Origin of the sequence: Paenibacillus sp. FSL H8-0548, assembly GCF_038630985.1 — a bacterium.
GTDB lineage: Bacteria > Bacillota > Bacilli > Paenibacillales > Paenibacillaceae > Pristimantibacillus.
Genome location: NZ_CP152049.1, coordinates 7041045 through 7056696, shown reverse-complemented (window position 1 = coordinate 7056696; position 15652 = coordinate 7041045). Strand labels below are relative to the sequence as shown.

Annotated in this window: 13 protein-coding genes; 10 read left to right on the top strand and 3 right to left on the bottom strand. The window is 47.5% G+C overall.

Translation table 11 applies throughout. From position 1 onward, the window contains the following. Positions 1-55: 55 nt before the first annotated feature. The gene (locus MHI37_RS29790) at positions 56-2359 is read right to left on the bottom strand and encodes a helix-turn-helix domain-containing protein (RefSeq protein ID WP_083676111.1); all 2304 of its coding nucleotides are present in this window, start codon (positions 2357-2359) and stop codon (positions 56-58) included. A gap of 145 nt (positions 2360-2504) precedes the next feature. Between MHI37_RS29790 and MHI37_RS29785 the strand changes: the two genes are divergently transcribed. From MHI37_RS29785 to MHI37_RS29760, 6 genes are all read left to right on the top strand, one after another. After that, positions 2505-4022 carry an extracellular solute-binding protein gene (locus MHI37_RS29785; protein ID WP_076335599.1) on the top strand — a complete coding sequence of 506 codons (1518 nt, stop codon included), beginning with the start codon at positions 2505-2507 and terminating at the stop codon, positions 4020-4022. Between the two features lie 230 nt (positions 4023-4252). Beyond that, the gene (locus MHI37_RS29780) at positions 4253-4435 is read left to right on the top strand and encodes a hypothetical protein (RefSeq protein ID WP_076335598.1); all 183 of its coding nucleotides are present in this window, start codon (positions 4253-4255) and stop codon (positions 4433-4435) included. 258 nt (positions 4436-4693) lie between these two features. After that, positions 4694-6256, top strand: a complete 1563-nt coding sequence (locus MHI37_RS29775) for an extracellular solute-binding protein (protein ID WP_076335597.1) — start codon at positions 4694-4696, stop codon at positions 6254-6256. Between the two features lie 96 nt (positions 6257-6352). Beyond that, entirely contained in the window at positions 6353-7303 is a 951-nt protein-coding gene (locus tag MHI37_RS29770) for a sugar ABC transporter permease (protein WP_076335596.1), read from the top strand. Between the two features lie 38 nt (positions 7304-7341). Continuing rightward, positions 7342-8217 (top strand): carbohydrate ABC transporter permease, encoded by an 876-nt coding sequence (locus tag MHI37_RS29765; protein WP_076335595.1) that lies wholly within the window; start codon positions 7342-7344, stop codon positions 8215-8217. Between the two features lie 20 nt (positions 8218-8237). After that, positions 8238-9344, top strand: coding sequence for a glycoside hydrolase family 88 protein (locus tag MHI37_RS29760; RefSeq protein WP_076335594.1), 1107 nt, complete (start codon positions 8238-8240; stop codon positions 9342-9344). A gap of 477 nt (positions 9345-9821) precedes the next feature. Here MHI37_RS29760 and MHI37_RS29755 read toward each other — a convergent pair whose 3' ends face one another. Beyond that, positions 9822-10544 (bottom strand): amino acid ABC transporter ATP-binding protein, encoded by a 723-nt coding sequence (locus tag MHI37_RS29755; RefSeq protein ID WP_076335593.1) that lies wholly within the window; start codon positions 10542-10544, stop codon positions 9822-9824. Then, entirely contained in the window at positions 10537-12036 is a 1500-nt protein-coding gene (locus MHI37_RS29750) for an ABC transporter substrate-binding protein/permease (protein ID WP_076335592.1), read from the bottom strand. The genes MHI37_RS29755 and MHI37_RS29750 overlap by 8 nt, the downstream gene beginning before the upstream one ends. Positions 12037-12271: 235 nt before the next feature. On the opposite strand from MHI37_RS29750, the gene MHI37_RS29745 reads away from it, so the two are divergent. The 4 genes from MHI37_RS29745 (at position 12272) to MHI37_RS29730 (ending at position 15635) form a co-directional block, all read left to right on the top strand. Then, on the top strand, positions 12272-12595 hold the full coding sequence (locus MHI37_RS29745; protein WP_076335591.1) for a hypothetical protein: 324 nt from the start codon (positions 12272-12274) through the stop codon (positions 12593-12595). Further along, entirely contained in the window at positions 12565-13389 is an 825-nt protein-coding gene (gene yidC, locus MHI37_RS29740) for a membrane protein insertase YidC (RefSeq protein ID WP_076335590.1), read from the top strand. The genes MHI37_RS29745 and yidC overlap by 31 nt, the downstream gene beginning before the upstream one ends. 18 nt (positions 13390-13407) lie before the next feature. Further along, entirely contained in the window at positions 13408-14232 is an 825-nt protein-coding gene (locus MHI37_RS29735) for a sugar phosphate isomerase/epimerase (RefSeq protein WP_076335589.1), read from the top strand. A 200-nt stretch (positions 14233-14432) separates the two neighbouring features. Beyond that, the gene (locus MHI37_RS29730) at positions 14433-15635 is read left to right on the top strand and encodes an AraC family transcriptional regulator (protein WP_076335588.1); all 1203 of its coding nucleotides are present in this window, start codon (positions 14433-14435) and stop codon (positions 15633-15635) included. Positions 15636-15652 lie beyond the last annotated feature (17 nt).

The window sequence follows — 15652 nt, the reverse complement described above, 5'->3', positions numbered from 1 at the left end:
GTCATATTGAAGAGCAAAGTATGATTCGAAAAAATATCTACTCTTTATTATCGGTTTATTCACCGCGTTTTTTATAGCGATACTGACCAGGCGTGATGCCTTCCTGTTTGCGGAAGGAGCGAATAAAATTTTGCGGATTATTATAGCAAAGCTTGGCAGCAATGTCCTTGATCGGCATTTCACTCTCAGCAAGCCATTTCTTAGCCATTTTAAAACGGTACATCGACAAATACTCGCTAAAGGAATGGCCGGTTTCCTTGCGGAACACGCTGCTTAAATAATTGGCATTATAATGAAGGCGTGAAGCGCATTCCTCCAGCGTAAGGTCGGTATCGTATTGATGCTGCACGAGATCAATGATTTTCTCGGAAATGTTATGATACTGCGCCTCTTGGCGATCCTTGAAAATCTTGATCATCGGATAAACGACTTTAGTCCAGAACCAGTCGTCAATTTCTGTAGTCGTGTGCAGCTCCAGCAGCTCCTCGAGCAGCGAGCCCTTCATGGGGTGAATCTGATTCAAGCTTACTCCGGATTCCTGCATGACGATCAGTAGGTTATTGAGCAGCCGAGCCAGCGGGATCTGGTATTCCTGGGGGGACAGCTCTACGGCAAATACCGCCTGCAAAAAGGTCCGAAGCAGCTCCTTCGATTTGTCTTTATCCGCCAGCTTAATGGCATCCATAAGCTCGTTCTCAATCTGCCCTGGATAATTCAGATTTAAATAGTGATTGCCTTCATTGATGTTCTCATACTGAATGATGATGCCCTCGCCTAATTTGATCCGATGCTTCAGCGCCTCCAGACCTTCCCTGTACGCAGTGGCAAGCGCGGAGAAGGAATGAAACGGCAAGCTCATGCCTATGCTGACCTGCACGTTGAGATAGCTCGTAATTTGCTGCTGAAGATGCTCGGTTAGGGCGTACTTGGCCGTGTGAAACGCTTCTAGGTCAGATTCGCTGCTGCCGATTATCGTCACGATAGTCTGATCCATGATGACCGGCGAGAGGCGCTGCTCAGCAGGAATAAGCTCCTCAATCATATTGTGCACGGCGAATAGCAGCAGCTCTGAATCGCTTTTTGAATAACGGCTGCTGTCGCTGAAATCGATTTGCAGCGTAATGGCAGCCATCGTGCTCCACTCCTCCAGCTGCCGCTTATAGCCGAATTGAACCAGTCTCTCTGGGATCTCACTTTGCTTAGCTGTTCCTTGGAAGGCTTTCATCAGGAAGAAGGTACGGACCTGATGGATATGCTGGCTAACCTCTTTCTCCAGCTCTGATTTTGATTGGAATAAATGTGTAACACGCTCGCCAATGGCCTGGAATTCATTCGTTTTCCGTTTCTGAATATCAGTCAGCCGCTCACCGATCTGATTCAGCAGGAGCTGAATGGGGGAGTACATGCGGCGAGAGACAAGCCAAGCAAGCAGCATGCTCAGCATGACCATAAACAGGCATATATAGAGCGTGTACGCGCCAATTTTAGTCGATTCCTTCGTAATGCTGGCAATGGAGGTCGTCGACAAATAGATCCAGCCGTTAAGCTCGGAGCGATAGTAGGAAACTGAATAATTCTGTTGATCGATCGCAGCCGTATACTGGCCTGATGTATCTGTAAGCTGCTCCATGTGTAAGCCGCTCTCCGCTAAGGGCTTGCCAATCAACGACTGATCGTGATGCAGCAAAATGCGAAATTGATCATCCAAAATCATCATATTAGAGAAGGGGTCGCCTTCATTTTCGAGCAATTCCTCTAGGCTGCAGGTCGGAATATTGGCAAGCGCCAAGCCGTAATGCTCAAGTCCGTTGGTAGGGAGCTTCTTAACTAGACTGATGCTGTAGCTGCAAGCGGCACTTCCTGCGGCCTCCTCGCTATAAAACCAGCTGGATGGGTTCAGTACCCAAGAGGTGCTCTCGCTTTCTTGCATCAAGCTGGCAAGCTCCTCATAATAAGCATAGTGCTCAAAATCATATAGACCGGAGTTTTTGATCATCCAGTTATGCCGATCATTGATCAGCACAACATCCTCCAGCTTTGTGTCAAACGATTGCATATGCCGAATCTCGCTTCGCAAATCGTCATACATGACAAATTCGTTTACGGTGAGCGGCTGGTTCATCGCTTTTTTCAGAACCGTCGAGTTGATGACCTGATTCAGCGTGTGGTTGACAGTTGTTAGTTTCTGCTCTACATTTGAGTTGATTTGCATAATCAACTGCATTTTCCCTGCGTTTACATTTTTCTGGATTTCTTTGGTAGAAGTCACGTAGGAAAAGCTGCCGATAAAAATAACAGGAAGCGTGCTGAGCAGAAATCCGAATATCGTCATCTTGCTTAGAAAAGTTAAGGATCGCACAGCCATCAACACCTTATCAAGAATTGAGAGAGCAATAGCTTTATTTTAGTAAACGCATACATTTTGAGCAATAATCATCTGGACGATAGATAATCAGTTCCTTAGATTATGAAGAAAAAAGGCTGATTAAACAAGGAGGATACCTATGGGCAACCGTTCACGTCAAGCAGGACTGCATAGTAGCGGACGTATTCTCGCTGTATTTCTTATTCTCCTTTTGTGTGCTTCCTGCGCCGCATCAGCTTCACAAGAGCAGGGGGGCAGCAGCACCAGACCGACGATTTCGATTATGGCGCCGCTGCATTTTCCTCATCCGCCAAGCGAGGAAATTATTGCGGAAATTGAAGAGCTTACGAATGCGAAGCTTGAAATCAATTGGGTTCCCGACGGTATTTATACGGATAAAATGAATACGGCGCTTTCCACCAACTCGCTTAAGAAGGCAACCTTCGTGAAGCATACCGATTATATTTTTGTGAAAAATGCGATTCGCTCCGAATCCTTTTGGGAGATTGGCCCTTATTTGAAGCAGTTTCCGAATTTGCGGCATTTGGATGAAGGCATTTTGGCGCAAGCTGCGATCGAAGGGCGGATATATGGACTCTATACGGAAAGGCCATCCTCAAGACAAGGCATTATCATTAGGGAGGACTGGCTGGATAACCTAAAGCTTGGCAAGCCGGGAACACTCGAAGAGCTGTATGAGGTGATTAAGCAATTTACGCTGAATGACCCTGATCGAAATGGGAGACAGGATACGGTTGGACTAGCTGACCGCAATGATTTGGTATTTGGTGCCTTTAAGACGTTGAGTTCTTATTTTGGCACGCCTAACAACTGGGGAATCGCGGGCAAGGCGGTAGTTCCGGAATTTGAAACAGCATCTTATATGGACACGATGAACTTCATGAAGCGGTTGTATGATGAGAAGCTGATGAACGCGGACTTTGCAGTTACGAGCAAGGAAATGCAGCGGGACAAAATTATACGCGGGGCCGCAGGCGTTTATATCGGGAGCATGACCGACGTGCAGCGGCTGTCAGATGAGGCGAAGCAGATCAACCCCGATGCGCGATTTACGCTGGTGAACCGTATGCAGGGGCCAGAGGGCTACCGTGTATGGTCAATTCCTAATTATAACGGGCTTTATTTATTTTCCAAAAAAGCGATTCGCACGGAGGAGGAGCTGCTGGAGCAGCTTGCTTTCTTCGACCGCACGATGGATAAGGATGTAGCCAATCTGATGCGCTATGGAATAGAGGGCAAGCATTACACAATGGATGGAGAACAGGTACAGCTGCCCGAAGCCACCTCGCAATTGCGAGTCTCGGAGGTAAACGCGCTCTATTCACTGATGATTGCTGACCTTAGCAACCCTAATTTGCTGAAGGTCGCGGAGAAGGAGTCCATGTGGGAGCTCGCGGATCGACTTAGCGCAGACAACGAAAAATTTATTGTGAAGGACCCGACAATTGGCCTTGAATCTAGGACATATGACGAGAAGAGCATGGAGCTGTACAAAATCGTTTCCGATGCAACGTATAGATATGTTTTGGGGCAGATTAGCGCCGAAGGCTTCTATCAGGAGGTTGAACGCTGGAAGCGCAGCGGCGGGAGCATGATGATGAGTGAGTATACGGATGCGTATTTTATAAAGCAATAATAATAATAGTCCATTTCAATGCGGCCGTGCAGGCTATATTTATCCTGCACGGCCGTTCTGTTTTTCATTGGAATGAGCACAAAGAAACAGGTTTTTTTAATTTGGTTAGGTATAAAGATTCATCGACGTGTCGAACTAAATCGAATTATGTTCAGAATTTGCACAGACTGTTGTTGTAAAATAGGTCCATTACCATTATTTGAAAAAATGCGCCATGGAGTGTGACAAAAATGAAAACGGATTTCTTCAAAGAAGTGCATAAGCTGGGCCATGATGACGAATGGAGATACCATTTGCTGATAAGAGGACTGCGTAAAATTCAGGAAGAGAAGCAGAACCAAGGTTTTTTCAAAAGGCTGGAAAGAAGGCTCGTTCGCAAATATAAGAAAATAGAAATTTCAGCTTGGAAATAACGGGAGCGGTGACCTTAATGTCATCTCGATCCTAACTATAGGATTACATGAGTTTAAGGGCGAAGAGCGATCTTCGCCCTTTTTGTGCTGCGTATCTTTCCATTCCTCCGCATGGTGTCATGTACAGCAGCAGTAATCATTAGCTCAGATCGGCGTGAAATCAGTGTTCATGTGTACAAATGATTGTATCGGCACTCTCGTTTGGGATGATAGCTTGGAGGTGTAGCAACCAAAACGATTGATGGAGGTCAATGCTGTATGAAGAGAAAATCGATGGTGGTTTTGATGAGCGTGGTTTTGACGTTTAGCTTATTGCTCGCAGCATGTTCAGGGGGTAATAATAATGGCGGCAGCAAAAATGCTTCGCCGGCTCCAACCAATGACAACGGTGCAAAGACAGAAGAGACAGCTAAACCGGCAGAACCGGAGAAGCCAACCGAAATTACGATTATGCTTCCACTTAACATCGCAGAGACGCCACCGGATACGATCAAAAAGGAAATTGAAAAGCTAACCAATACGAAGCTGACTTATCAGTTCTTTCCAGCTGACAGCTATGAAGAGAAGCTAAACGCGTCCTTTGCTACAGGCTCGCTTCCGCAGGTTACTTATTTGAAAAATCAAGCAACCTTCGTCCAAATGAAGGAGGCGCTTCGCGAGGGCCAGTTCTGGGAAATCGGGCCTTATCTAAACGAGTTTCCGAATCTTGGCAAGCTGAAGGAAGAAATTTTGAACAATACGAAGGTCGACGGCAAGCTGTATTCGGTATATATCGGCAGACCGCTTGCGCGTCAAGGCATCATATATCGCAAGGACTGGGCAGATCAGCTGGGCATCGCTGCACCGGCTAACGAAGATGAGCTGTTTGCCATGATGGAGAAATTTACAACTGGTGATCCAGACGGAAACGGTAAGCCGGATACGGTTGGTTTGGCTGATCGCAATGATCTCATTTACGGCGCGTTCAAAACCGTATCTGCTTGGTTTGGAACACCGAATAACTGGGGCGAGAGAGATGGGCAGCTTGTACCTGATTTTACGACACCTGAATATGTAGCAACGATGGATTATATAAAAAAAATTCGTGATGCCAAATTGATGAATGTGGACTTTGCAGCGACGAGTAAGACGGATCAGGTAAACATGTTCACAAGCGGCAAAGCGGGCGTCTATATCGGCTCTATGCAGGATGTGGATTCCTTGGTGAAGGATCTAGTCAAAAACGTGCCGACAGCTGTTGTCGATACGCATAGCATGGTTGCCGGACCGGAGGGTCAGCTGGCTTCTTGGTCTATTCCAGGCTACAACAACGTAGTGCTGTTCCCGAAATCTGCAATAAAAGACGAAACGGAGCTGAAGAAAATTTTGGCGTTCTTCGATAAGCTGATGACGCCTGAAGTAGCGAACGTCATGTTCTGGGGTATTGAAGGCACTCATTATACAGTAGTAGATGGCCAAGCAAAAGTTTCATCGGACAAAGAGCTGATTGAGCGTGAGGTGAAGGGCTACAAGGACAGCGTTGTAGGAGAGTCGGAAACAAACGGCATGTACGAGAGCCTTAATGAGCTTCCAGCACGTATTCATGCGGAGCAGCTTATCATTGAGAATGAGAAGATCGCGATCGCTGATCCAACTGCAGCTCTTGATTCATCAACATATACAGAGAAGGGTACACCGCTTCAAGATGTGATTAAAGATGCTACTTACAAATATATTTATGGTTCAATCGATAAAGCTGGGTTCGACAAGGCTGTTGAGGACTGGAAGAAACGCGGCGGTGCTCAAATTATTGAGGAATTTAATGCGGCTTACAAAAAATAAAGATTGGTCGTCATTCGAAGTAAAGCAGTGAAGCGTTGGGGGCTGCACGAAATCTCGGGCAGTCTCCAAAACCTCCGGTGGAAAGGAAGAACCGACATGCAGGAAACGGTTATTCAGCAGGCAAGGGTGCCACAGCCTCGTACAAGCGAGCTTAAGAAGCGTTTATGGAAAAACAAATTGCTTTATGTCATGCTGCTGCCGGGTATCTTTTATTTTATTATTTTCAAATACATTCCGATGTTTGGGCTTACGATCGCCTTTCAAGATTATAAGCCGTTCAAGGGCTTCGGCGGGAGCGAATGGGTAGGCTTCAAGCATTTCGAGAGATTGTTCACCGAGCCTGATTTTTTGAACATTTTGACGAATACCTTGCTGCTGTTTGGCATGAATTTATTGTTTTATTTTCCAGTTCCGATTATATTGGCGCTTATGCTTAATGAGGTTCGAACATCATTTTTCAAAAGAACGTTCCAGACGCTGGTTTATTTGCCTCACTTTATGTCATGGGTCATTATCGTGTCGATCAGCTTCGTAATGCTGACGTCAGACGGCGGTATCGTAAATGAGCTGCTTGTGTATTTTGGATTCGAAAAAATCAATTTCCTGCTCAGTCCCGAGTGGTTCAGACCTACTTACATCCTACAAGTCATCTGGCGGGAAGCGGGTTGGGGAACGATTATATATTTGGCGGCTATCGCCTCTGTAGATCCCGGGTTATATGAAGCAGCGCGCATGGATGGTGCCGGGCGGCTCAGACAGGTGTGGCATATTACATTGCCTGCCATCCGCAGCGTAATCATTATTTTGCTCATACTGAAAATTGGCGATGTGCTTGAGCTGGGCTTTGAGCATGTATATCTGCTGATCAATTCCATGAATAGAGATGTCGCCGAAATTATCGACACTTACGTGTATACGGCAGGGCTAAGGCAAGGACAGTTCAGCTACAGCACCGCCATTGGCTTCTTCAAATCCTTTATCGGTCTCGTGCTCGTCATGGGAGCGAATAGGCTGGCGAAGAAGATGGGTGAGGAAGGCGTCTATTAACGCAGGCTGTTTCTACAAAAACTTTAGGAGGGTTCTGCATGGTAGAGGATAAAACGCTCAGCGGTCGGCTTTTCCAGATTGTGAACTTTACACTGCTCGCCATTATTGCGCTTGTAACGGTGCTCCCGTTTCTGCATGTCGTTGCTGGATCGTTTACGACGAGTGCCGAGATGGCGGTGAAAAAGTTCATCCTCGTGCCAACCATTTGGAGCTTGGACGCTTATAAATTTATATTTTCGACGGATACGATTTTCCGTGCAATGGCGGTTTCAAGTGGTGTTACGCTGTTTGGTACTGCATTCAGCATGTTCACGACGGCCCTGATGGCGTATGGCTTGTCCCGAAGAGATCTCGACGGACGCAAAGCCATTATGTTCCTTGTCGTATTTACGATGCTGTTCAGCGGTGGACTCATTCCAACCTTCCTCGTCGTGAAAGAGATGGGGCTGATCAACAGCTATGCGGCGCTTGTTATTCCGTCGGCGATCAGTGCGTTCAACCTTATTATTATGAAAAACTTTTTTCAAAATATTCCGGAAGGGCTGGAGGAATCGGCTAAAATTGATGGGTGCAACGATTTCGGCATTCTGTTCCGGATCGTGCTGCCGCTTTCGATGCCCGCGATTGCGACGATTTCCTTATTCTACGCAGTTACGTATTGGAACACGTATTTAAGTGCGATTCTATATTTGGATGACAGCGCGAAATGGCCGATTCAAGTGCTGCTGCGCCAAATTGTCGTACTTGCAAGCGGCATGGATTACAGCTCAAATCTCGATGCAGCCGTACCGCCACCGGATCAGACGGTGAAGATGGCCGTTATCGTGGTAGCAACGCTGCCGATACTGATCGTGTATCCGTTCTTGCAAAAGCATTTTTCCAAGGGCGCGATGCTGGGCTCAATTAAAGGCTAACAAAAGGGAGGAGCTCGACTATGATGCTTCAGACAGAAAAAATGACACCGATGGAATGGGCGAGAGCGGCATGTGATTCATTAATGAGCACGTATTTGCCGGAGGAGCTGCCGCCTGCTGGCCGCTGGCATTATCATCAAGGCGTGTTCCTTTGCGGAATGGAGATGCTCTGGCAGGCAGAGCGGGATGATCGTTATGATGCCTATATTAAGCGTTATGTGGATAAATTAGTGGACGATTATGGAAATTTTGAGTTTGCCCGTGATGAGCTGGATGCGGTGCAAGCAGGACTGCTGCTGTTCCGGCTGGATGAGCGGGGTGCTGATCGCAAATATCGGGCAGCAGCGGATAAGCTGCGCAGCTTATTTCAGACCTTAAACCGCACCTCGGAGGGCGGTTTCTGGCACAAGGACAAGTATGCCTATAATATGTGGCTGGACGGCTTGTATATGGGCGGCGTGTTTGCAATGAAATATGCGAACGCTTATGGCGAGCCAAGCTTGCGCGAGATGGCGCTGCATCAGGAGCAGCTGATGCGCCGATATATGAAGGACGAGAAAACGGGATTGCTGTATCATGCATGGGATGAGAGCAGGCAGATGTCATGGGCTGACCCCGAGACCGGCTGCTCACCCGAATTTTGGGGACGCTCGCTCGGCTGGTATGGACTTGCGGTCGCGCAGTTTCTGGATGAATTGTCCGAAGGGGAAGCGGGACGCTCGGAGCTTGAGGACGTGCAGGCTGATTTCTCAAGGTCGCTAGTCAACTATCAGGATGCGGAGAGCGGCTTGTGGTATCAGATTGTAGACAAAGGCGGCTTATCGGACAACTGGCTGGAAACCTCCTGCACCTGCTTGTTCGTCTATACGCTTGCAAGAGCTTATAAGCTTGGGCTTGTTGGCGAGGAAGGCTTGAATGCTGCAAGGCGAGGGTTCGCGGGACTGGTGAGCGTGGTGCGATTTGACGAGCAAGGCGGATTTATTTTGCCGGATATTTGTATCGGAACTTCTGCTGGCGATTATGAAAGCTATGTCACTCGGCCGACCTGCGAGAACGATCTGCACGGGGTAGGCGCATTTGTGATGGCCTGTGTGGAGATGGAGTCGCTTGTTGCTGCGAAGCAATAACGAATAAAATGAAAGCTCTGCGGCTGGGTGAGCCGCAGAGCTTTGTTTGAATTTGTTACGTGCAGCAAACGTTTATCCGGCTTAGCAGCTTGCTGCCAGCTATGTTCAGCTCAGTGTGCTATACTGCGTGCGTATACGATGAAGGCTAGATTTGAATGGTTAGCAGATGTGGACTGCTTAGGTATTTATTGCTCTTCCTCATCTTTAGCCGGAGCATTCTATTGTAGTTTTTACAGTAGAATGTCCTAGTTAGAGCCGATCGAATGTCTACGCTGCAGTAAATGCAATAGAATCAGCAATTATGACCTCGAATGAGACGAAAACCATTCAATCTGCTGCATAACTGCAACGTAGCTCAATTAGCTAAGCCTCATGTAAGGTATCTGTTGTAGAAACTACAACGTAAATTAGCAGCCTGTGACTATAAACGACTAGTGTGCGCTTAAGCTTTTGTTTGCTAAGCCGTGAACGGTGCGTTTAGAGCACCTGCTCCAGAAACCGCGCTGCGCGCTCGCTTTGCGGCTTGCTGAAAAACTGCTCGGGCTTCGTCCGCTCAACCAGCTTTCCTTGGTCGAGGAAGTAGATCGTATCCGCAGCCTCACGCGCAAACTTCATCTCATGGGTGACGATGAGCATCGTCATGCCGCTGTGGGCGAGTCCGCGAATGACGCTCAGCACTTCCTTCACCATCTCAGGATCAAGCGCTGAGGTAGGCTCGTCGAACAGCATAATGTCGGGCTCCATCGCGAGGCTGCGAGCGATAGCTACGCGCTGCTTCTGTCCGCCAGACAAGCGCGATGGATAGCTGTCTGCTTTGTCTGAGAGACCTACGCGGGCAAGCAGCTCCTTCGCTTTGCCTTTAGCCTCCTCAGTCGACATTCCTATGACCTGGATGGGAGCAAACGTAATGTTATCCAGCACAGTCATATGCGGGAATAGGTGAAAATGCTGAAACACCATCCCAATGCGCTGACGAACGCGGGCAATGTCAGTTTTCGGATCAGTAATTGGCGTGCCATCAATCGTAATGATACCGGAGGTTGGCGTCTCCAGCATATTTATACAGCGTAGGAAAGTAGATTTGCCAGAGCCTGACGGCCCAATCAGCGCAACCACCTCTCCTCGTTCAATCGTTGTTGTGATGCCTTTAAGTACCTGATTTTTGCCGAAAGATTTCGTAAGGTCGGTTACATTAATCACTGCGGCGCAGCCTCCTTTCAAGTCTACGAGCAATTGAAGTTAAGATAAGCACGAGCACGTAATAAATAGCGGCAATAAACAGCAGCACCTCAATGGAGCGGAATGTGTCGGAACGTACGACATCTGCGCGGCGCATTAGATCGGCGACACCAATGACGGATACGAGTGAGGACTCCTTCAGCAAAGCGACACATTCGTTAACAAGTGCTGGCAAAATCGTACGAAGCGCCTGTGGGAAAATGATGCGCAGCATCATCGTGCGATACGGAATCCCGAGCGCGACAGCAGCCTCGCGCTGCCCCTTATCGACGGCCATAATGCCGCCGCGAATCGTTTCAGACAAATAAGCGGCGGAGTTGAGGCCAAAGGCAAGGCCAGCAGCCATCAGCGCAGGAATATCATAATGAAACAGCTGCGGTGTTGCATAATAAATAATCGTTAGCTGGACGAGCAGCGGCGTTCCGCGAAAAATAGAGGTATAGGCGGTCGCGAACCACTCGAGCGGCTTTACACCGGAAATCTTGAACAGCGACAATACCGTTCCCCATACTAGTCCGAATAGTGCGGAAACTAGTGTGAAGAGCAGGGTTACGTAGACGCCTTTCAAAATATAAGGGATATAGTCCTTTAAAATGCTGAAGTCGATGTTCAGACCGGAACTAGACTTTGAGCTTCCGTCAGGAAACCATTTTTGTACGATTCGATCAAGCTCGCCGTTTGCTTTCATCTCTGCAAGCACGCCATTGAACTGATTCACGATCGTTGATTGCTTAGGAAATGCTATGGCATAGCCATTATCGGCAGACTCTGCTGGCAGAAAGTTCATGACCAGATCTGGGTTAAGGCTTGTCATCTCGATCGCAACGGCATCCTCAACGATAGCGGCGTCAATACGTCCGGAGCCCAGCTCTTGAATAAGATCAGGAATTTTATTGAGCTTCTTGAGGACGGCACCTTCGATGGTTTGCGCATATAAATCCTGCGTGGAGCCAAGCTGGGTACCTACCTTTTTGCCGGAAAGAGAGTTTTCTGTTTCCAGCGGTGCGGATTTTTTGGAGACAATGGTATTGCGTGCAGCATAATAGGTATCGGAGAAGTCGACATTTTGCCTGCGTTCATCCGTAGCGGACATGGCAGACATAACGAAATCGACGCGTCCGGTTTGGAGGGATGCAATAAGACCATTGAAATCCATGTTTGCGATTTCCAGTTCATAACCGAGCTGGCTGGTGATATACTTGGCAATATCGAGATCTAGTCCGACGATTTCACCGCTGCTCTTGGCATCTACGCTCTCGTATGGAGGGTAATCGGCTGAGGTTCCCATGACTAGCTTCTTTTTTTGTCCCTCTACCGCTGCAGCAGCTGTACTTTCTGCGTGGACAGAATAGGAGCTTTCTATGTTAAATGGGAGTGCCTGCCCTAGGGAAAGAAGCAGGATGATCAAGGCGATGAGCGGCAAATAGATGAGATGTAACTTTTTTCGTTTCATGAGATCCTCTTTCTTCTAAGTTGATTGTTCATTGCACTGAAATGCGGCTGTCTATCGGCCAATGCAACCTAGAAAGTATATGTTGTTCACCATCTATTTGTAAATAACCAACTAAATTAGAGCTGTAACATATTTGTGATGGTTGTACTCGTAATTAGAACAGAATTACTGATATAATAACCAAATAGAATGAAAAGTATTTTGATTATTAATGCAAGGAAGGGAGGTGAATACATTGTTTGAGTTTGAGCTGCATGACATTATACCGTATTTGATTTCGATTAGCTTGTTATGCTCCTTGGCTTACGCCTATGCTGCACATTTGCATTCAGGAGCCTATGAGTATTGGGAACGGCACAGGGTTGTAAGTATATTGTATATTGCATTGCCGCAGGTGCTGTTACGCACTGTTCCACTGCGGCACTGGCTGGTAAGGAAGGTTAAGCGAAAGGAATCGCCGGATGACGACATAGCAGACTGCTCCGCCTCGTTTGTAGCGCTATTTTCAAACAAACGAGGAGGATTTTTATGCAACCGAGCAATGTATTCCCTTCATTAAAATATGGACGACTGTTATTGGCCGGCATGATGCTGGCAGGCCTGCTTCTAGTAAGCGGCTGCAGTACCGCTAGCGGTACGATCGATGGAAATACACCAGGGGTATTCAATCATTATGTGATCTATCCGTTATCTGCGGTTCTTCAGTATTTGGCAGATATGTTCCATGGTAATTATGGTTTTGCGATTATCGGCATTACCCTGATTATCCGTCTGTTGCTGCTGCCGCTTATGATGCGCCAGTATCGCTCGCAAAGTCAGATGAAGACAAAGATGGCAATACTTCAGCCCGAGCTTAAGCAGCTTCAAGACAAATATAAGAACAAGTCAGATGCAGATTCCAAGCAGAAGCTTCAGCAGGAAACGATGCAGCTTTATCAGAAGCATAAGGTCAATCCGCTTGCCATTGGCTGCTTGCCGATGCTCATTCAAATGCCAATATTGATGGGTCTATATTCAGCCATTAAGCTGACCCCCGAGCTGGCGGATCATTCTTTCCTTTGGTTCAAGCTGGGCTCGCCTGATATTGTGCTTCCGATCATCGCGGCGCTCGTTTATTTTGTGCAGTTCAAGGTATCGCAAACAGCGCAGCCAAACGCAAATGCGGCTCAGCAGAAGCAGCTTGCTTTCATGGGATATTTGTCACCGGTTCTCATGGGCGTGTTCGCCTTATCGGCACCTGCAGCTATTTCGTTGTACTGGGTGGCGGGCGGTATCTTTATGATTGCGCAATCCTATCTAGCCAAAAAAGTGTACGCGCCCAAGGTGGAGGTCGCACTCGGGGGCAGCGTCTAATATGAAGGAGACGGTCAGATGTCAGTCGGTGTATTAGCTCATTTATTCGGAAGCTTGCCCTATAAGGAGCTTGCTCCTAAAGTAGCGGAAAGCGGCTTTACGCATGTTCAGCTTGCATTGTGGAAGGCGATTAGCGATGTGGATTTCAGCAAGCCGGGCAATATAAGTCCAGGGCTTGCGAATGCAATCGGCGAGCAATTCGATAAGCATGGTGTTTCAATCTCGGTGCTAGGCTGCTACGTTCACTTGTTTGAACGAGACGAGAAGCTTCGCCGTGCGAACGTGAATCGTTTTAAGGAGCTTCTGCGTTATGCCAAGTTTTTTGGAGCGCCAATGGTGGCGGCTGAAACTGGACGCAATGAGGGCAACGACTACACCGACCGCGACTGGGCGACTATGAAAGCTACTCTGGAAGAGCTGGTAGAGGAAGCAGAGAAATGGGGCGTATTTGTTGGCCTCGAGGCGGCAAATGACCATTTGATCGGGACGGCTCCCGAGCTTGCTCGTATGCTGGAGGAGGTTCCTTCCTCCAATATCGGCGTCGTTATCGATCCGGGCAACCTGCTGACGGCTGCAAATTTTGCGAAACAGGATCAAGTGATCGAAGAAGCGTTCGAACTGCTTGGCGACCGAATTATTGCAGCCCATGCGAAGGATCGTATTTTGCTGGATAATGGTGAGCTAGGAACCGTGACGGCTGGACTTGGCAAGATGAACTATGAGCTTTATATGAAGCTTCTAAATCAATATAAGCCGCATGTCCAGATCATTATGGAGGAAGCGAAGGAGCATCAGATGGCGCAGTCGAAGGCTTATATTGATGGGATTCGCGGACGAATATAAGAGCCTTTAAAATAAATAACAGCAGCTCGAGGAGATTCCTTGGGCTGCTGTTTTTTTGCTATTTTTCATTTGCTATAAGGACACATCTGCAGCTATCTATAATTGATAACGATTCTCAATGATGATATAATGTATGAAGTTGTTATAAGGAAATTATTCAGAATGGACAGATCGGATGGAATAGGCTTAGGGGGTATGTGATGCATTGGGAACGGAATCATTCGAAAACAGAGAAGGCTCGGCAGCCTAAGACTGATTTGTTTGAAATTCGGGTGTTTATGGAGCAGCATTTTAACGAGCAGCTGTCTGTTGAACAACTGGCTGCGATGGCGAATATTAGTCCAAAATATTTCGTTGACCTGTTTACGAAAACCTATGGTCAAAGTGCGATGGACTTCTTGACGGATCTGCGCATTAACCGGGCGAAAAGATATTTAATTGAGACGGAATATCGGCTGAGGGAGATTGCTCAGAGGGTCGGATATAGCGATGAGTTTTATTTTAGCCGGAAGTTCAAGAAAGAGGTTGGAGTATCGCCCTCCGCATTCGTCAAGCATCCGCGAAAGCGTATTGCGGCTTGCTCACCTTCGATTATTGGTCAGCTTCTAGCGCTTAACATCATTCCAGTTGCAGCACCGCTCGACTCGAAGTGGACTCCTTATTACTACAATGTTTATCAAACGAAAATCAAGGTTCATATGAGCTATGGGGATGCGCAAAGCTTGGAGGAATCAGATAAGCTCATTAAGAGCCGACCGGATGCGATTGTGGGCTTCGGATATTTGCAGGAGGAAGAAAAGCAGAGGCTTAGCAGCATTGCGCCTTCGCTATTTGTAGAGGTCTCGGGAACAGGCTGGAGAGAGCAGCTCTATCAGATCGCTGTATTTGTAGAACGGGAAAAGCAAGCTACAGCCTGGATTGAAGGTTATGAACAGAAGCTGGAACTGGCTCGAAAGCAGATGCAGCAGACGATAGGGGAGGATACCTTTGTCGTTCTTCGCGTGTATGGCCAAGGGCTCCATTTATACTGCAATCATGCTATTCAAGGCGTATTATATCGTGATCTGAAGCTTTCTTCCGCCTATGCGGAGGAGTCACTGTACAATCAGCTGATCACGTTGGAGCAGTTGAATGAGCTTGATGCTGATCGGTTTATTCTTTTGGTTTGTCCGGAGGCAGAGTCGCGGGCGTATTGGTTATCTCTTCAGCATGATAAGAGCTGGCGTTTCCTTAAAGCGGTGCAAAAAGGCAATGTCTATGTTGTTCCATCTGACCCGTGGTGCGAATCTTCGGCGGTTGCGGCTAATCGTATGCTGGATGAAATGCTGCTGCTGTTAACAGGACATTGTCCAAATATGGATATGGATAAAATGCATGGAGACTCCGAGGCGCATCCATTATAATCTTCCTAAATGAGAAT